The organism is Pseudonocardia sp. (genome assembly GCF_050246655.1).
GTDB lineage: Bacteria > Actinomycetota > Actinomycetes > Mycobacteriales > Pseudonocardiaceae > Pseudonocardia.
Genome location: NZ_JBFWVQ010000002.1, coordinates 1 through 16,788, shown reverse-complemented (window position 1 = coordinate 16,788; position 16,788 = coordinate 1). Strand labels below are relative to the sequence as shown.

Genomic DNA, 16,788 nt, shown 5'->3' with positions numbered 1-16,788 from the left:
GGGCCGTGGGCCGGATGCCGCCGCGCTAGGTTCGCCCCATGTCCGCACTCGACCCGACCGCAGGCGCGTCCCTCGCCGCGGACGTCACGACAGGCGTCACTGCCGCCTGGCGCGCGCAGAACGAGGCCCTCGCGGACCTCCTGCGCACCCACGACCTGGACACGACGGTCCCCACCTGCCCCGGCTGGACGCTCGCGAACCTCGCGACCCACGTCGGCCGCGGGGACCGGTGGGCGGCCACGATGGTGGCGCGCCGGATGGACACGGTGCTGGACCCGCGGGAGGTGCCCGACGGGAAGCCGCCCGAGGGCGGCGCCGTCGACTGGCTGCTGGCCGGCGTGGATGCGCTCGCCACCGCCGTCGCGAGGACCGGCCCCACCACGCCGGTCTGGACGTTCACCGGCCCGCAGCCCGCCGCGTGGTGGCTGCGGCGGCGCCTGCACGAGTGCGTCGTGCACCGCGCGGACGCCGCACTCGCCGTGGGCGCGGCGTTCGAGGTGCCCGCGGACGTCGCAGCGGACGGCGTCTCCGAGTGGCTCACCCTGCTCGCCGCCCGGCCGGGCTCGGCCGAGCATCCGCTCGGCGGCGTCGCGACGATGCACCTCCACGCCACCGACGATGGTCTCGGCACGGCGGGGGAGTGGATGATCCGGCCCGCGGGCGACGGCGTCACCTGGGAGCCCGGGCACGCGAAGGGCACCGTCGCCGTCCGGGGCCCGGCGGCGGAGCTGCTGCTGGTGCTGCTGCGCCGGCTGCCGCCGGAGCGCGTGGAGGTGCTCGGCGACGCTGCGGTGCTCGACACCTGGCTCGCCCGCACGGGCTTCTAGCGCGAGTTCCGCATCTCACCGCCGCGAGTTGCGGTTTTCACCGGCCCGGGTGCGTGTCCTGCCGGGTTCGCCGAGCGTGGGCTGCGTCAGGTCGGGGCATGCGTGGGTGCACGCTCGGCGGCGAGGTCAGGCCGCCCCCGGCCGCAGGACGCGCGCCGCGAGCGCCGGACGCATCAGGGACTGCGGCGGGTCGATCAGGTTCGTGACGCGCAGGAACGCCCGCGCCACCTGGGGGTCGTGGCGGGCCACGCGCTGCAGGCGCCGGACGTAGCGGCTCATGACGGCGTGGCCTGCCGGGGCGGGCCCGCTGACTCCGGGGAGCTGGACGACGGCACCCACGACGACCGTCCACGCGCGGTCGACGATCCCGGTCGCCCGCCGGACGTAGGCGCCGCGCAGCTGCTCGGGTCCGCCGGCCAGCGCGTCCCGCAGGGCGAGGGCCTGCAGGGCGGCGACGGTCATGCCCTGCCCGAAGGTGGGGTCGAAGCTCGCGACGGCATCGCCGATCGGGGCGTACCCCAGCGGGAGGTCGACCTCCTCGACCCGGCGGCGCCGGCAGTCGGGGAACCGGTAGGCGAGCGGTGCGTGCAGCGGGTCCCGGTCCGCGAGCAGCGTGGTGAGGTCCGGCGAGACGAGGGTGGCCGCGAACCGGCGCAGGCCGTCGGTGTCGCTCGGGATGGCCGTGTCGCCGTAGGAGAACAGCGTCAGGATCCAGGTGGCGTCCTCCTGCCGGATCGCCACACCTCCGCGTGGCACCTCGCGCGTGGCCGCGCAGACGACGACCACGCGCCCGCCGAGATCCTCCGGAGCGGACGCGACGTGCACGGTCGCGTACCGCACACCCACCTGAACGCGCTCCTCCCGCGGCGCGACGGCGCCGACGGCGGGCAGCCACCGCATCGCCCGCCCCGCGCGACCGGAGGCGTCGATCACCACGTCGGCCTCGATCCGTCGGGTGGTGGCACCCGCGCCGCGGGCGCGCGCCGCCACACCGGTGACGCGCCCCGCGTCCCCGAGCAGCCCCACGACGTCCGCCTCGGAGTGGATCTCGACGGCCGGGCACAGCTTCTGGACCCGCACCCGGACGGCGTGCTCCAGGGTGGGCCGGGAGACGACCGCGCCCCCGAGGCCGAGGTCGCAGTCGGCGATGAGGCCGCCGCCGATCCACCAGCGCCCGGCCCGGCCGGCGTCGCCGCCGGCGAGCGCACCCGCGCCGACCAGGTCCTCGGTGAGGCCGGGCAGGATCTCCTCCATGGCGGCGCGGCCCGACGCGAGCAGGCCGTGGGTGTGCGGTGCCTGCGGGGTGCCGGGCCGGCCCTGCGGCCGGTCGGGGAGGTCGTCGTGCTCGAGGACGAGGACGCGATCGCTCCGCCGGCTCGCGGCGGCCGCGGCGAGCATCCCGGCGATGCTGGCGCCGATCACGACGGTCGTCCGGGTCATGGCTCCTCCTGCGCGCGTCGGAACGTGTCGGCAGTCGACCCGTGCATCCGTCGAGCGTGCGTTCCGTCCGGCCGAGGGCTGAGCGGGTGCACGCTCGGCGCGGCCGCTAGCCGAGCTCGTCGGCCAGCAGGTCCATCAGCAGCGCGTCGTGCCACGTGCCGTCGCTCGCACGCTCGTAGCGGCGCATCACCCCCACGGGCCGGAACCCGACCCGCGCACAGCTGCGGATCGCACGCTCGTTCTGCGCCGCCGGGTCGATGACGATCCGGTGGTGGCCACGGCCGAACAGGTGGCGGCACATCGTGCGCACCGCGTCCGCGCCCAGTCCGTGGCCGTGGTGGTCCGGGTGCAACGCCACGTCCACGCGGGCGTGGCGGTGGTCCGGGTCGGTCTCCTCGTAGAAGATGACCAGCCCGATCACCTCACCGGCGAGCTCGACGGCGTAGCCGTGCGGGCCGAGCAGCTCCCGGCGGACGCGTTCGAGGTCGTAGCCGCCCCACCACTTCGCGACGTCGGGGTGGGCGAGGATCTCCAGGAAGGCCGGGACGTGGGCGGCCGTGGTGGGCCGCAGTACGACGGTCTGGCCTGCGATGGCTCCGGGAGCGGTCACGGCACCTCCGCGGGGGTGTCGGCGGGTTGGGCGGTGAGCTGCAGCGCAGCGAGCTCGTCGAGGGTGGCGGCCGTGCGCGGCTGCTCGAACGTCACCCGTGCCGTGCGGCCGGCGACGGCGAGGGTGGCGACGATGTTGCCGAACAGCGGGCCCGCCACGCGCCGCCACGACACCTCCGGATCGGCCACGCCCACGTGGCGCGACCAGGCCCGGGTCAGGCGCGCGGCCACCCGCGACCAGCCCAGCCGGAAGCCGGGCCGGAGGAACCAGTCGACGTGGTTGTGCACGGGCGAGCAGGTGAGCTGGTGCACCGCTGCCGGCGGGTCGCCGGGCAGGGTCGCGCGGGCGGCGTAGCTGTGGTGGACGTCGCCGGACAGCACGGTGACCGTGGCCGGGCCCGCCGCGGCGGCGCGGGTGATCAGCCGGGTGAGCCGGTCGAAGGACTCGTCGAACGCCGCCCAGTGCTCCAGGTCTGCGGCCTGGCGGATCGCCTCGCCGAGGCGCCCGCGCCAGCCCGGCCGGGCGGCCGCGACCTCGTTGATCCCCTGCACGTCGCCGATCGCCGGGGGGAGCAGCCACGGCAGCGACGTCCCCAGCACCAGGTGGTCCACCCGGCCGGGGGCGAACACCTGCTCCTCGACCCACCGGAACTCGGTGTCGCCCAGCATGAGGTGCGCGCCGTCGGCCAGGATCCGCCCGTTGCGGGAGTCGATCATGACGAGGCGGGTGTCGCCGAGGTTCCAGCGGTAGCTGAAGCGCACACCCTTCACCCCGCAGTTCTCGGCGTCCGCGCGATCGGCGAGCTCGGCCAGAAGCTGCCAGGTGTCGCCGCCGTGGCCGACGACGGCGGCGTGGTCGCGGTCCGCGGCCAGGTGCTCGGGCGCGAGGTTGCCGATGTGCTGGTAGACCCAGTAGGACGCGAGCCCCGCCCGGATCCGGTCCCGCCACCAGGGCATGGCGGCCATCTGCTCGCGCCAGGCCTGGGAGGTGTTCCAGTCGTCGCGGATGTCGTGGTCGTCGAAGATCATCGCGACCGCGACGGTGGACATCATCCACCGCACCTCGGGGTCCGACCACGAGTCCGCGTACAGGCCCGCGTACTCGTCGAACCCGACGATCTCGTCGGCAGGCCAGTCCGGATGCCGGTCGCGCTTGCCGCCGATCCGGCGGCGGTTCTGCGGCGTGAGCTCGTCGGCGTAGACCTGGTCGCCGAGCAGGACCAGCACGTCCGGCCACTCGTCCACGGGACGGCGCGCCATCCGCGCGGCGTAGGCGTCGAGCGCGTCGATGCCGAGCCGGGCGGCCGCGCCCGGATCGGCCACCTTCGGGTACCGGCACGAGCCGAACACCAGCCGTGCGTGCCCCGTGGTGGTCCCGCCACGGGTGCGCACGATGCTGGGTGGGAACGGGCTCACCGGTGGCGGCCAGACCTTCTCCCCGTCGACGTGGACCTCGTACGGGGTGGTGCTGCCGGGCTCCAGGCCGGTGACGCCCACGAGCGCGTAGTGGTGCCCGGCCACCTCGAACGTCTGTGCCGAGCAGCCCAGCACCGTCACGGTCGCGGACGAGTCGACCTGCACCCACACCGACGCCGTGGTCTCGCCGACGTGGCGCAGCACGGGGCCGAGCAGGAGCCGCGCCTGTCCCGCTGCGCCCCCAGCCACCACCGGGTCCTCCCTCCGACAGTGCTGACAGTGCTCCCGGTCACCCTAGTGAGGGACGGTCAACCCATCGAGTCCCGGGCGTCCAGCGCGAGCAGTGCCGCACCGATCATGCCGGCGTCGCTGCCGCACGATGCCGCCAGCACCGGGACGACGCCGCGCGCCTCCCGCGCGTAGGCGAACTCCGCCACCGCCGACCGGGTCGGCGCGAGCAGGAGCTCCCCGGTCTCGCTCAGCCCCCCGCCGATCAGTACGGCCTCCAGCTCGAAGATCGTCGCCAGCGAGGCGATGCCGACGCCCAGCCAGCGGCCGAGCCTGTCGAAGAGGCCTCGCGCCACCGCGTCGCCGCGCATCGCGGCTGCCGTCACCGTCGGACCGGTGACCCCGCCCGGCCCGCCGAGCCGCGCGATCAGGCCGTCCGGATCCGCGGCCGCCGCCTCCCGGCCCATCCGGCCCAGCGCCGACCCCGACGCGTACGCCTCCAGGCAGCCGTGCCCGCCGCACGCGCAGACCGGCCCGTCCGGGTCGACGACGATGTGCCCCAGCTCGGTGCCCATCCCCGTCGGGCCGCGGTAGAGCTCGCCGCCCAGCAGGATCCCGCCGCCGATGCCGGTGCCCAGCGTGAGCAGCACCATGTCGCGGTACGGCCGCTCCGCCAGGCGCGACTCGGCGAGGGTCGCCACGTTCGCGTCGTTGTCGACCGCCACCGGCAAGCCCGTCGCCGCCGCCAGCTCGGCGCGCACCGGCCAGTCCCGGTAGGCGTTGTTCGGGGCCCACACCACCCGACCCTCCGGCCAGCGCACCATGCCCGCCGCGCCCAGCCCGACGGCCTCGACGTCCGGGTCCTCCTTGCGCAGCCGCGCCACCAGATCCAGCAGGATCGGCGTCACCGACTCCCCGAACGACGGCACCGGCGTCGGCTCGACCAGCTCCGACAGCAGCCGCCCGCGCCCGTCCACGACCCCGGCGGCGATCTTGGTGCCGCCGACGTCGATCCCGACGGCCCGGCGCGCGTCGCTGTTCACCCGCAGGATGATTGCCGACGCAGCCGCGTCGTAACCACCCGGGCCGCGTTTGCGCCGCGACGGCCGGGGGAACGCCTCGGCATGCTGCTTCGTCGAATCGCGCGACCGATGCTCGCGTCCATCTTCATCAGCGGGGGCATCTCCGCGCTCCGGGCACCGCAGCGGCACGTCCAGGTCGCCCGGCCCGTACTGGACGCGGCGGGACCCGCCCTCGACCGGGCCGTCGAGCTCGCCCCGATCGGGCTCGACCACCGCCCCGACGACGAGACGCTCGTCAAGATCGATGCCGGGGTGAAGATCGTCGCGGGCTCGATGCTCGCGCTCAACAGGTGCCCGCGCCTGGCCGCCACCGCGCTCGCCGCCTCGGTGCTGCCCACGACGCTGGCCGGGCACCGGTTCTGGGAGGTCGAGGACCCGCAGCAGCGGCAGGCACAGCAGATCCACTTCTTCAAGAACGTGAGCATTCTCGGCGGCCTGCTCCTCGCCGCCGCCGACACGGAGGGCAAGCCGTCGCTGGGCTGGCGCGGCCGCCGCGCAGCGCGGCACGCCGCCGCGGCGGCGTCCGCGCAGGCCGCCGCGGTCGGCGAAGCGGCCCACGACATCGGGGAGCGGGTCTCCGGCGCCGTCGCCGGGCTGGGCGGGTGGGGCCCGGGCGGTACCGCGTCCGGGTCGCAGGGGCGGCTCGCCGAGGTCGCGGCCGTCGCGTCGGACCTCGGCGCGCGGGCCGCGGCCGGCGCCTCGGAGCTCGGCGAGGCCGCCGCGGAGCGGGCCGCCGAGCTGGGCGGGGTCGCGGCCGAGCGGGCGTCCGTCCTCGGCGGGCAGGCGGCCGACCGGGCCGCCGAGCTGGGCGGCCGTGCCTCCGGCGCCGCCGCCGGGCTGGCCGCGGGGCTCGCCGGGTTCGCCCCCGGTGCCGCGCTCTCCTCCCGCGCCACCGCCGCCGGCGCGCGGGCCTCCGAGCTCGGTGACGAGTGGTCGCAGCGGGCTCTCAAGTCCGCGCGCAAGGCCGCGAAGCGGGCGGAGAAGCGCGGCGCCAAGCTGCAGCGCCACGCGGCCAAGCGCAGCGCCAAGCTGCGCAAGCGCGCCGCGAGGAAGGGTGCCGCCTGGCAGAAGGCCGCCGCCGCGAAGCGTGCCGAGCTGGAGCGCACCGCCGCCGCGAAGCGGGTCGAGCTCGTCAAGGCCGCGGCGCACACCCGGGCCGACGTCGAGCGGCGCGCCCCGGTGATCGCCGACCGGGTCGCCACCCAGGCCGCCCGGTTCGGGCACGACGTCGCGGACCGCGCCGCGGTCGTCGGCCACGAGGTCGCGAAGCAGGCCGAGGGGGTCGCCCGCGACGCCCGCAAGCGGGTCGCGGCGATCAGCGGCTGAGCGTTGCCGACCTGCGCTCCCGCGTCAGCTCTCTTGCGCGAGCCACGCCTTGCCGCGCTGCCTCGACGCCCGCGCGAGCCATGCGTCCTGCACGACCTCGGCCAGCTCGGTGCGGGTCAGCTCGCCCAGGTGCGCGGCCCGCACGAGCACCGACGGGTGCCCGTTGAAGTGCGGCGTGGTGAAGAACGGCGTGTCCGGGTCCTGCACGAGCGCCTGCTTGTCCGACTCGGACGGCACCCAGAACACGATGACGTCCGGGTAGCGCTCCCCGCTCTGCGGGTCGACGGCGTCGGGGCGAGGGGTCCGGAAGAACACGAACGACTTGCCCCCCACCTGGTAGACGGCGTTGCCCGACGGGCCGTGCTCGACCGTGACGTGCGGCATCGCCGCCGCCAGCTCGTGGACGTCCTCGACCCGGGCCGCTCGCGTGCTCACCGCCGCACGATAGCCGTCCTGCCGGCGCTCACGCGGCGTCCGCAGCCCGCTCCACCGCCGCGATGTCGATCTTCTTCATCGCGAACATCGCCTCCATGGCCCGCCGCGCCCGCTCCGGGTCGCGATCCTGCACCAGCTCGAGCAGGCGGACGGGCGTCACCTGCCACGACAGGCCCCACCGGTCCTTGAGCCACCCGCACGGCCCCTCCTCGCCGCCCTCGGTGAGCGCCGCCCACAGCCGGTCCACCTCGGCCTGGTCGTCGCAGTGGATCTGGAACGACACCGCCTCGTTGAACCGGAACTGCGGCCCGCCGTTGAGCCCGACGTACTGCGTACCCATCAGCTCGAACACGACGGTCATCGCCGCCCCCGGTTCGCCCGGCCCGGCGTCCCCGTACGGCACCACCTCGACGATCTTTGCGTCCGGGAACAGGGAGCAGTAGAACTCGGCGGCCTCCTCGGCCTGGCCGTCGAACCAGAGGCAGGGGACGATCTGGCGCATCTCGGGGCTCCTCACGTGGTGGATCCGGTCGCAGTGTGTGACGACCCGCGGCCGCGGAAGTCATCGGTGCTGCGGATCGCGGAGACGGATTCCCCGGATGGCGCAGCGCCGGTGCGGCATCCGGGGAACGTCGCTGCAGCTCACGCCGATTTTCCAGCGCCCACGCGTACCGTCGTGAGCGTGGGATCGCAGGAGGCCGGGGCCGCGGTCTCCCGCCCCGGAACCAGGCGCAGGCGGATCCTCGTGGCGTGCGTGGCCGCGCTCGCGCTGTTCGCCGGAGGGGGCGTGTGGTGGTACGAGTCCACCCGCCCGCCCGAGCTCACCCAGGCCGATGTGGATGCCGCGGTGCAGCGCGGGGTCGAAGCGGCGCAGGAGGCCGAGCAGGCGCTCCCGCCGGACGCGGCGGTCGCCTACCAGACCATCAGCCCGTCGCTGGTGACGGTCACCGCACGCCGCGGCGACCTGCTGGGTCTGGGCAGCGGGATCGTCGTCAACGCCACCGGGTCCGTGCTCACGGCGCTGCACGTCGTGGCGGGGGCGGAGGTGATCCGGGTCGACTTCGCCGACGGCACCTCGGGCACGGCGACGGTCGCGGCCGCCCGCCCGGAGCAGGACGTCGCGGTGCTCACCGTGGACCGGCTCCCGGAGGTCGTCGTGCCCGCCGTCCTCGCGGGCCCGCCCGCGATCGGCGAGCCGGTGTTCGCCGTCGGCGACCCGCTCGGGCTGCGCCGCAGCCTCTCCGCGGGGGTCGTCTCCGCGCTGGACCGCACGATCGGCGGTGCCGGCAGCCCGACCCTGGGCGATCTCATCCAGTTCGACGCGGCCGTGAACCCCGGCAACAGCGGCGGCCCGCTGCTCAACCGGGCGGGCCAGGTCGTCGGCATCGTCACCGCCCTCGCGAACCCGGCCGACGAGGACTTCTTCGTCGGGATCGGGTTCGCGGTGCCCATCGCGACCGCCGCCGGGGGCGCCGGCGGCCCACAACAGTGACCGGGAGACCGATGTCCGATTCCACGCCGCTCCCGCTCGAACCCACCCTCTACCAGGTCAAGAAGATCATCGTCGGCCAGGACGGGCTGCTGGAGCGCATGCTGGTCGCGCTCCTGGCGCGCGGCCACCTGCTGGTGGAGGGGGTGCCGGGCCTGGCGAAGACGATGGCCGTGCGGACGCTGGCCCAGGTCGTCGGGGGCGAGTTCCAGCGCATCCAGTTCACCTCGGACCTCGTGCCCGCCGACGTCGTCGGCACCCGCATCTACAACCAGCACGACGGGCAGTTCCAGGTCTCGTTCGGGCCGGTGTTCACGAACCTGCTGCTCGCCGACGAGATCAACCGGGCGCCGGCGAAGGTGCAGGGCGCGCTCCTGGAGGTGATGCAGGAGCGCCAGGTGACGATCGGGCGCGAGACGTTCCCGGCCCCGGACCCGTTCCTCGTCATGGCCACGCAGAACCCGATCGAGTCCGAGGGCACGTACCCGCTGCCGGAGGCGCAGCTGGACCGCTTCATGTTCAAGGTCCTCGTGGGCTACCCCTCGGCGACCCAGGAGTACGTGGTCGTCGAGCGGATGACCTCGGCGATCGAGGCACCCGCGCGGGTGCTGGACCTCGACACCCTGCGCGGGTTCCAGGAGGCCGTGGCGCAGGTGTACGTCGACCCGCAGGTCATCGAGTACGCCGTGGCGCTCAGCGGGGCCACCCGCGACCTCGCGGCGGCGGGCCACCCCGACCTCGCCCGCTACGTCGAGTTCGGTGCGAGCCCCCGCGCGTCGATCAACATGGTGCTGGGCGCGAAGGCGCTCGCGTTCGTCCGCGGCCGCGAGTACGCGCTGCCCACCGACGTCCGCGAGCTCGCCCGCGACGTCCTGCGCCACCGGATCGTGCTGTCCTACGAGGCGCTCGCCGACGACGTCTCACCCGACGACCTGCTCGGCCCCCTGCTGGCCGGCGTCCCGGTCCCCGACGTCGAGCCCGTCGTGCCCCATCGATGAGGCATCGATGAGGCACCGATGAGGCACCGATGACCCCCGTCCCGCCGACCCCGGAGCGTCTGCTGCGGCGCCTCGAGTGGCGGGTCCTGCGCCGCCTGGACGGCCGGATGCAGGGCGAGTACCGCACGGCGTTCCGCGGGAACGGCATCGACGTCGCCGACCTGCGCGAATACCAGGTCGGCGACGACCTGCGCCACATCGACTGGAACGTCACCGCCCGCACCACGGTCACGCACGTGCGCGAGTACCTCGAGGACCGCGAGGTCACGGCGTGGCTGGTGCTGGACCGGTCCGCGTCGATGGACTTCGGGCCCGTGCAGCGGCGCAAGCAGGTCGTGCTCACCGAGGTGGCCGCGGCGGTGGCGCAGCTGCTCTCCCGCGGCGGCAACCGGGTCGGCGCGGTGCTGTTCGACTCGCAGGTGCGCGAGACGGTCCCGCCCGGCAGCGGGCGCCGCCACGTCCTGCACCTGCTCGCGCGGCTGCTCGCCCCCCGCCCGGACGGCACGGCCGGCCGGGCACAGACCGATCTCGGTGCCGCCCTGCGCGCCACCGCGGGGATCGCCCGGCGCCGCAGCGTGATCGTGGTGGTGACCGACTTCCTCTCCCCACCGGGCTGGCAGCGGCCCCTGACGCTGCTGGCCCGCCGCCACGACGTCGTGCCGGTCCAGGTGGTGGATCCGCGGGAGTTCGAGCTGCCCTCGGCGGGGATGCTCTACGTAGAGGACGCCGAGACCGGCGAGGTCATCTTCGTCGACACCGACGACGCCGGATTCCGCAGGCGCCTGCGGGAGGCGGGCGACGCGCGGCAGGCGGAGCTCGTCGCGGAGCTCGCATCGGCCGGGTTGCGGCTGCACACCGTCGCCACCGACGACGACCTGGTGCGCGCGCTGCTGCGCCTCACCGCGACCCGGAGGCGCATCCGATGACCTTCCTCTGGCCGTGGATGCTGCTCGCGCTCGCCGCGCTCCCGCTCGTCGTGGTGTGGTACCGGCGGCTGCTGCGGGCCCGGGCGGCCCGGCGCGCCGAGCTCGCCGAGCTCGGCCTGGTCGCCACGCGGGCGCCGTCGCGCCGCAGCACCGTCCCGGCGATCCTGATGCTCGTCGCCGTCGGGCTGCTGATCGCCGCGCTCGCCCGGCCCGAGGCCGTGGTGCCCCAGCCCCGCCGGGAGGGCACCGTCATCCTGGCCATGGACGTCTCGGGCAGCATGGCGGCGACGGACCTGCGGCCCAGCCGCATCGAGGCCGCGAAGGCCGCCGCCCGCGCCTTCGTGGCGCAGCAGCCCGAGACGATCCGGATCGGCGTGGTCGCGTTCGGCGGCACCGGCGTGGTCACCCAGGAGGTCACCCCGGACCGGACGGCCGTGCTGGCCGCGGTCGACCGGCTCAGCCCGCAGGGCGCCACGGCACTCGGCGGCGGCATGCAGGCCGCACTCGGCGCGATCGTCGGGCGTCCCGTGCTCGTCGGGGCCGGCGACACCGGCAGCACCGGCAGCTCCGTGGAGCCCCGCGGGCCCGACCTCGGCTACCACGGATCGGCCGTCATCGTGCTGCTCACCGACGGCGAGAACACCGGCGACCCCGATCCCCTCGACGTCGCGGATCTGGCCTCGGCCGCGGGGGTGAAGGTCTACCCGGTCGGGCTCGGCAGCCCGGAGGGCACCGTCGTCGAGATCGACGGCTTCCAGGTCGCCACCGCACTGGACGAGCGGTTGCTCCGCGAGATCGCCGAGCGCACCGACGGCCGCTACGTGCCGGCCCCCGACGAGCAGTCGCTCGCCGGGATCGCGGACGCCGTCGACCCGGCGTGGACGGTCGCCGTCGAGCGCGTGGAGGTGACGGGGCTGGTCGCGGCCGTGGCCGGGCTGCTCCTGCTCACCGGGGTCGCCCTGTCGCTCGCGTGGACGGGACGGGCGGTCTGATGATGTTCCCCTCGTTCCAGTGGCCGCTCGCACTGCTCGGGCTGGTCGTGGTGCCGCTGCTCGCCGGGGCGTACGTGTGGCAGCAGCGGCGGCGTCGCCGCAACGCGGTGCGGCTGTCCAGCCTGGCGCTGGTCCGGGCCGCAGCACCGCAGCGGCGCGCGTGGCGCCGCCACGTCCCGGTGGCGCTGCTGCTCGCGGCCCTCGGCATGCTGGGCCTGGCCGCCGCCCGTCCGCAGGTGGGGATCGACGTGCCGATCTCGCGATCGACGGTCATCCTGGCGCTGGACGTGTCCGGGTCCATGTGCGCGACCGACGTCGATCCCAACCGGCTCGGCGCCGCGCAGGCCGCGGTCCGCGAGTTCGTCGCGGCCCAGGACCCGGCCACGAGCGTCGGCCTGATCATCTTCTCCGGGTTCGCGCAGATCGCGGTGGCGCCCACGACCGAGCGGGAACCGGTGCTGCGCGCGCTCGACGCCATCACCACCGGCCGGGGCACCGCGATCGGCGCGGCCGTCCTCAAGTCCGTCGACGCCATCGCCGAGATCGACCCCGACGTCGCCCCGTCGTCGGTCGACGGCTCACCCGGCGCGGCCCCGGCGCCGCCGCGGGCGCCTGGATCCTACGTACCGGAGATCGTCGTCCTCCTCACCGACGGCGCCAACACCCGCGGCGTGGAGCCGATCGACGCCGCCCACGCCGCCGCCGCCCGCGGCGTGCGCGTCTACCCGATCGGGTTCGGCACCCGCAACCCGACGATGATGGTGTGCTCGGCCGCCCAGCTCGGCGGCCGCACCGACGGCTACGGCGGCGCGCGCCGCACCACCACGGCCATCGGCGGCAGCTACCTCGTCGCGGACGAGCCGACGCTGCGCGAGGTCGCCTCGATCACGGGCGGGGAGTACTTCGCCGCCGAGGACGCCCAGCGCCTCCAGCAGGTCCTCACCGACCTGCCACGCAGCGTCACCACCCAGCACCGCGAGGTCGAGCTCTCGGTGTGGTTCGGTGCGGCGGCCGCGGCGCTGATCCTGGCCGGGCTGTGGGCCGCCGCGCGGTGGACGGCGTTCCCTTCGTGACCCGCTCCTGACCTCACGCGGCGACCGCAAGGGCCTTTCGGGCCCTGTCGCGGTCCTGCGGGTGGCCGGTGCGCGACGGCCGGTGGATGGGTGCGGGACGCGGTGCGCCCGGGCAGGGTGGACCTGACGACCCCGATCCGGAGAAGGAGCCGTGATGACGCTCTACACCGACATCCCGACCCGTGGTGAGCTCGACGCGCTCTGGTCGGTGGCGGCGCCGGCAGCGATCTCGCTCTACGTCCCGACCGCACCCGCATCCTCCGGCGAGGCCGAGCGGATCGCGTTCAAGAACCTCGCGCGGGACGCGCTGGAACAGCTCGCGGCGGCCGACGACGCGAAGCAGGACGTCGCCGCGATCGAGGAGGCGCTCACCGATCTCGAGGACGACGACACGGGCTTCTGGCGCCACCAGGCCCGCACGCTCGCCGTGTTCGCCACCCCCGGCTGGGTGCGGACCTTCCGCCTGCCCAACCACCTCGGCGCGCTCGCCGTCGGCGCGGACCGGCTGTACGTCAAGCCGCTGATGCGCGCGGTGACGTTCCCGCAGACGGCGTTCCTGCTCGCCCTCGCCCAGGGCGGGGTGCGGTTGCTCGAGACCGTGCCGGACGCCGCACCCGAGGTCGTCCGCGTCCCGGACCTGCCGGCGGACGTGGCGAGCGCGGTGGGCAAGTCCTCGATCGCCGACCGCGCGCCGGTGCGGCGCCTGCAGGGCAGCGAGGGCCAGAAGGTGCGGATGCGCCAGTACGCCCGCCTCGTCGACGCGGCGCTGCGCGAGGTCCTGCCCGGCCACGGCGTGCCCCTGGTGCTCGCCGCCACCGAGCCGCTGGACGCGATCTTCCGGTCCGTCTGCCGCTATCCCGACCTCGTGCCCGAGTCCGTGCCGGGCAGCCCCGAGGTCGTCTCCGATGTCGACCTCGTCGAGGCGGCCCGCGCCGTGCTGGACCGCCACCACGCGGCCCAGCTCGCCGAGCTCACGGCGCTGTTCGAGCAGCGCGCCGGCCAGAACCGGGTGTCCACCGATGTCGCCACGGTCGCCCGGCTGGCCACCCAGGGCGCCGTCGGCACACTGTTCTTCGACATCGACGCCGTCGTCCCCGGCACCGTCGACGACGAGGGCGCCGTCACCTTCGCCGAGGAGCTCGGGCCGGGCACCGTCGGCGTGGTGGACGAGATCGCGCGGCGCGCCTGGCTCTCGGGGGCCCGGCTGGTCGCCGTGCGTCGCGAGGACGTGCCCGGCCGGGGAGACCTGGCCGCGATCCTGCGCTACGCGGCCTGATCCCGGTGCCCCGGGGGCGGCGAACGCACCGGCGCCGAGTGTGCGCGGGGAGCTCGATCAGGCGGGTGCGTCCCCGGGAACGCACAGCACCGGCCGCTGCGACAGCTGCAGCAGCTTGTGGGCCACCGAGCCGAGCAGCGCGCCGCGCAGCGGGCTGTCGCCCCAGGTGCCGACGACGATGACGGCGGCGTCGTGGGCGTCGGCGGCCTCGACGAGGGCCTGGGCGGGTTTCTCGTCCATCACCTCGACGACGGGCGTGACGCCCGCGGCCCGCGCGGCCGCGACCGCCGGTTCCAGCAGCGACTCGTCGAGCTCCTCGATCGCGGCGCGGGCCTCCTCGGCCTCCTCGCCGACCCGGGTGGGCGGTGCGATGCCGTGCACGAGCACCAGCGGCACCTCGTAGCGTCGCGCCAGCTCGATCGCGATGTCGAGGGCGCGGCGGGCGCCGGGGGAGCTGTCGTAGCCGAGGATGATGCCGGGCACGGCGGTCAGACCTCCTGGGGTTCCGGCGCCACGCCGGGTCGTTCGCGCCAGTACTCGGGATGGCCGATCCGCCACCAGATCATGAACACGACGCCGAGGGCGAAGATCACGACACCGATGACGAGCGGCGGCCCGAAGCCGAACCACGACGTACCGGTTGCGGACGCCTCGGCGTCGTTGAGGTCGATCACCGAGCGGATCAGGAGCCAGGCCAGCAGGACCGCGCCGACCACCGGCCCGACCCCGATGAGCAGCAGGTTCGACGCCGAGCGCAGCAGCTGGCGCCGGTAGTAGATCGCGCACGCGATGCCGGTGAGCGCGTAGTAGAACGCGATGAGCAGCGAGAGCGCGGTGAGCGAGTCCAGCAGGGCGTTCTCGCTGATCAGGCTGACGAGCACGTACCAGGCCGCGGCGATCACGGCGACGAGCCACGTCGAGACGTCCGGGGTGCGGAAGCGCGGGTGGATGTGCGCCAGCCGGTGCGGCAGCGCGGCGCGCCGGGCCATGGACAGCCCGGTGCGCGACGCCGGGATGATCGTCGTCTGGGTGGAGGCGAGCGCGCTGGTGGCGACCGCCAGCAGCAGGATCCAGTCCCAGCCCCCGAGCACCTCGGTGCCGAGCAGGCCGAAGATCAGCTCGGCCTCCTCCTCGTTCTCGGAGAGGAAGTCCGTGCCGGCGAACGCGATGATCGCGTAGGCGACGGCGAGGTAGGTGATCAGCAGCAGGACGGTGGAGAGGATCCCGGCCTTGCCCGGCGCGGAGGCCGAGTCTGTGGTCTCCTCGGTGAGGTTGACCGCCGACTCCCAGCCCCAGTAGACGAACACGCCGAGCAGCAGCCCCGCGGTGAGCGCCGACCCGCCCTCGCCGAACGGGTTCAGCCAGCTGATCGACGGGGTGAGCGCGTCCAGCGGGCTGTCGCCGGCCAGCGCCCGCCAGATCGCGACCACCGCGAAGATCAGCAGCGCCCCGATCTGGGCGATGATGAGCACGTTCTGGACGTGCGCGGACAGCTCGGTGCCCAGCACGCACAGTGCCGTCATGACCACGATGACGACGACGGTCAGCGGGATGATCACCGCGAGGTTCGACGCGAGGTCGTCCAGCCCCACGGTGAGCAGCGTGAACCGCACCGCGGTGTCGGCCAGCGATCCGACGACCAGCACGCCGGTCATCGCGATGGCCCAGCCGCCGATCCAGCCGAACCACGGTCCCATCGCCCGGGTGACCCAGGAGAACGTGGTGCCGCAGTCCTGGTCGACCCGGTTGAGGAAGTAGAACGCCGACGCGATCAGCAGCATCGGCACGAACGACGCGAGCAGCACGCCCGGGGCGTACACGCCGACCAGCGCGACGATCGGCCCGATCACCGCGGCCAGCGAGTAGGCGGGCGAGGTCGACGCGAGCCCGATCACCGTCGCGTCGAGGAAGGAGATGGCACCGTGCTTCAGCTCGGCAGGCGCGTCGGGCTCCGCTGTCATGCGCAGATACTGTGCGTTACACCGTTCACCCACAAGGGACTGTACGGTTACCTTTCGGCCTCATGCGGATCCTGGTCGTCGGTGCCGGTGGTGTCGGGAGCGCGGTGGCGGCGATCGCCGCCCGCCGCGGGTTCGTGGAACAGCTGGTGCTCGCCGACTACGACGCCGCCAGGGCCCGCGCCGTCGTGGACCGGCTGGGCGATCCGCGGCTCGTCGCGGCCCGGGTCGACGCAGCGGACCAGGCGGGGGTCGAGGAGCTGATCGCGACCCACCGCGTGGACGCGCTGCTGTGCGCCACCGATCCGCGATTCGTCATGCCGCTGTTCCGGGCCTGTCTCACCGCGCGCGTCACCTACCTGGACATGGCGATGTCCATGTCGGTGCCGCATCCCGAGCGGCCCTACGAGGAGTGCGGGGTGAAGCTCGGCGACGAGCAGTTCGCCCTGCACGACGACCTCGTCGACGCCGGGGTGCTCGCGCTGGTCGGGATCGGCGTCGAGCCCGGGCTCTCCGACGTGTTCGCCCGCTACGCCGCGGACCACCTGTTCTCCCGGGTCGACGAGCTGGGAGTGCGCGACGGCGGGAACCTCGTCGTCCCGGGCAGGCCGTTCGCGCCCGCGTTCTCGATCTGGACGCTCATCGAGGAGTGCCTCAACCCGCCGGTGGTCTGGGAGCGCGGGCGCGGCTGGTTCACCACCGCCCCGTTCAGC

Annotated in this window: 17 protein-coding genes; 9 read left to right on the top strand and 8 right to left on the bottom strand. The window is 74.7% G+C overall.

The features are described from left to right. Positions 1-38 precede the first annotated feature (38 nt). Positions 39-827: a maleylpyruvate isomerase N-terminal domain-containing protein gene (locus tag AB7J25_RS00895; RefSeq protein WP_428503916.1), complete on the top strand. Its 789-nt coding sequence runs from the start codon at positions 39-41 to the stop codon at positions 825-827. A 126-nt stretch (positions 828-953) separates the two neighbouring features. On the opposite strand, the gene AB7J25_RS00890 is transcribed toward AB7J25_RS00895, so the two are convergent. The 4 genes from AB7J25_RS00890 to AB7J25_RS00875 form a co-directional block, all read right to left on the bottom strand. After that, positions 954-2,267, bottom strand: coding sequence for an NAD(P)/FAD-dependent oxidoreductase (locus AB7J25_RS00890; RefSeq protein ID WP_428503914.1), 1,314 nt, complete (start codon positions 2,265-2,267; stop codon positions 954-956). A gap of 106 nt (positions 2,268-2,373) precedes the next feature. Continuing rightward, positions 2,374-2,859 (bottom strand): GNAT family N-acetyltransferase, encoded by a 486-nt coding sequence (locus AB7J25_RS00885; protein WP_428504132.1) that lies wholly within the window; start codon positions 2,857-2,859, stop codon positions 2,374-2,376. A gap of 14 nt (positions 2,860-2,873) precedes the next feature. After that, entirely contained in the window at positions 2,874-4,541 is a 1,668-nt protein-coding gene (locus tag AB7J25_RS00880; protein WP_428503912.1) for an alkaline phosphatase D family protein, read from the bottom strand. Between the two features lie 59 nt (positions 4,542-4,600). Beyond that, positions 4,601-5,563 (bottom strand): ROK family protein, encoded by a 963-nt coding sequence (locus AB7J25_RS00875; RefSeq protein ID WP_428503910.1) that lies wholly within the window; start codon positions 5,561-5,563, stop codon positions 4,601-4,603. Positions 5,564-5,671: 108 nt separating this feature from the next. Here AB7J25_RS00875 and AB7J25_RS00870 point away from each other — a divergent pair, with 108 nt between their 5' ends. Then, entirely contained in the window at positions 5,672-6,928 is a 1,257-nt protein-coding gene (locus tag AB7J25_RS00870; RefSeq protein ID WP_428503908.1) for a DoxX family protein, read from the top strand. A gap of 24 nt (positions 6,929-6,952) precedes the next feature. Here AB7J25_RS00870 and AB7J25_RS00865 read toward each other — a convergent pair whose 3' ends face one another. Further along, a complete protein-coding gene (locus AB7J25_RS00865) occupies positions 6,953-7,363 on the bottom strand; it encodes an MmcQ/YjbR family DNA-binding protein (RefSeq protein ID WP_428503906.1) in 411 nt (136 codons plus the stop codon). Positions 7,364-7,391: 28 nt separating this feature from the next. Continuing rightward, positions 7,392-7,865, bottom strand: coding sequence for a VOC family protein (locus tag AB7J25_RS00860; RefSeq protein ID WP_428503904.1), 474 nt, complete (start codon positions 7,863-7,865; stop codon positions 7,392-7,394). A gap of 180 nt (positions 7,866-8,045) precedes the next feature. On the opposite strand from AB7J25_RS00860, the gene AB7J25_RS00855 reads away from it, so the two are divergent. The 6 genes from AB7J25_RS00855 to AB7J25_RS00830 all read left to right on the top strand — a co-directional run bounded on the left by AB7J25_RS00855 (position 8,046) and on the right by AB7J25_RS00830 (position 14,117). Further along, positions 8,046-8,855 carry a S1C family serine protease gene (locus AB7J25_RS00855; protein WP_428503902.1) on the top strand — a complete coding sequence of 270 codons (810 nt, stop codon included), beginning with the start codon at positions 8,046-8,048 and terminating at the stop codon, positions 8,853-8,855. A gap of 11 nt (positions 8,856-8,866) precedes the next feature. Then, positions 8,867-9,850 carry an AAA family ATPase gene (locus tag AB7J25_RS00850; RefSeq protein WP_428503900.1) on the top strand — a complete coding sequence of 328 codons (984 nt, stop codon included), beginning with the start codon at positions 8,867-8,869 and terminating at the stop codon, positions 9,848-9,850. A gap of 29 nt (positions 9,851-9,879) precedes the next feature. Beyond that, the gene (locus AB7J25_RS00845; RefSeq protein ID WP_428503898.1) at positions 9,880-10,776 is read left to right on the top strand and encodes a DUF58 domain-containing protein; all 897 of its coding nucleotides are present in this window, start codon (positions 9,880-9,882) and stop codon (positions 10,774-10,776) included. Then, positions 10,773-11,768: a VWA domain-containing protein gene (locus AB7J25_RS00840; protein ID WP_428503896.1), complete on the top strand. Its 996-nt coding sequence runs from the start codon at positions 10,773-10,775 to the stop codon at positions 11,766-11,768. The genes AB7J25_RS00845 and AB7J25_RS00840 overlap by 4 nt, the downstream gene beginning before the upstream one ends. Then, positions 11,768-12,841: a vWA domain-containing protein gene (locus AB7J25_RS00835; protein WP_428503894.1), complete on the top strand. Its 1,074-nt coding sequence runs from the start codon at positions 11,768-11,770 to the stop codon at positions 12,839-12,841. Before AB7J25_RS00840 ends, AB7J25_RS00835 begins: the two co-directional genes overlap by 1 nt. 154 nt (positions 12,842-12,995) lie before the next feature. Beyond that, positions 12,996-14,117 (top strand): hypothetical protein, encoded by a 1,122-nt coding sequence (locus AB7J25_RS00830; RefSeq protein WP_428503892.1) that lies wholly within the window; start codon positions 12,996-12,998, stop codon positions 14,115-14,117. Between the two features lie 57 nt (positions 14,118-14,174). On the opposite strand, the gene AB7J25_RS00825 is transcribed toward AB7J25_RS00830, so the two are convergent. Continuing rightward, positions 14,175-14,600, bottom strand: a complete 426-nt coding sequence (locus AB7J25_RS00825; protein WP_428503890.1) for a universal stress protein — start codon at positions 14,598-14,600, stop codon at positions 14,175-14,177. Positions 14,601-14,605: 5 nt separating this feature from the next. After that, positions 14,606-16,078 carry an APC family permease gene (locus AB7J25_RS00820; RefSeq protein ID WP_428503888.1) on the bottom strand — a complete coding sequence of 491 codons (1,473 nt, stop codon included), beginning with the start codon at positions 16,076-16,078 and terminating at the stop codon, positions 14,606-14,608. 62 nt (positions 16,079-16,140) lie between these two features. Between AB7J25_RS00820 and AB7J25_RS00815 the strand changes: the two genes are divergently transcribed. After that, positions 16,141-16,788: saccharopine dehydrogenase NADP-binding domain-containing protein (locus AB7J25_RS00815; RefSeq protein WP_428503886.1), on the top strand; the 648-nt coding region annotated here is incomplete at its 3' end.

Excerpts from the sequence above, each read along its gene's own strand:
- AB7J25_RS00820 (WP_428503888.1), bottom strand. The coding sequence starts at position 16,078 with ATGACAGCGGAGCCCGACGCGCCTGCCGAGCTGAAGCACGGTGCCATC.
- AB7J25_RS00835 (WP_428503894.1), top strand. The coding sequence starts at position 11,768 with ATGATGTTCCCCTCGTTCCAGTGGCCGCTCGCACTGCTCGGGCTGGTC.
- AB7J25_RS00840 (WP_428503896.1), top strand. The coding sequence starts at position 10,773 with ATGACCTTCCTCTGGCCGTGGATGCTGCTCGCGCTCGCCGCGCTCCCG.
- AB7J25_RS00845 (WP_428503898.1), top strand. The coding sequence starts at position 9,880 with ATGACCCCCGTCCCGCCGACCCCGGAGCGTCTGCTGCGGCGCCTCGAG.
- AB7J25_RS00870 (WP_428503908.1), top strand. The coding sequence starts at position 5,672 with ATGCTCGCGTCCATCTTCATCAGCGGGGGCATCTCCGCGCTCCGGGCA.
- AB7J25_RS00860 (WP_428503904.1), bottom strand. The coding sequence starts at position 7,865 with ATGCGCCAGATCGTCCCCTGCCTCTGGTTCGACGGCCAGGCCGAGGAG.
- AB7J25_RS00850 (WP_428503900.1), top strand. The coding sequence starts at position 8,867 with ATGTCCGATTCCACGCCGCTCCCGCTCGAACCCACCCTCTACCAGGTC.
- AB7J25_RS00830 (WP_428503892.1), top strand. The coding sequence starts at position 12,996 with ATGACGCTCTACACCGACATCCCGACCCGTGGTGAGCTCGACGCGCTC.
- AB7J25_RS00895 (WP_428503916.1), top strand. The coding sequence starts at position 39 with ATGTCCGCACTCGACCCGACCGCAGGCGCGTCCCTCGCCGCGGACGTC.
- AB7J25_RS00890 (WP_428503914.1), bottom strand. The coding sequence starts at position 2,267 with ATGACCCGGACGACCGTCGTGATCGGCGCCAGCATCGCCGGGATGCTC.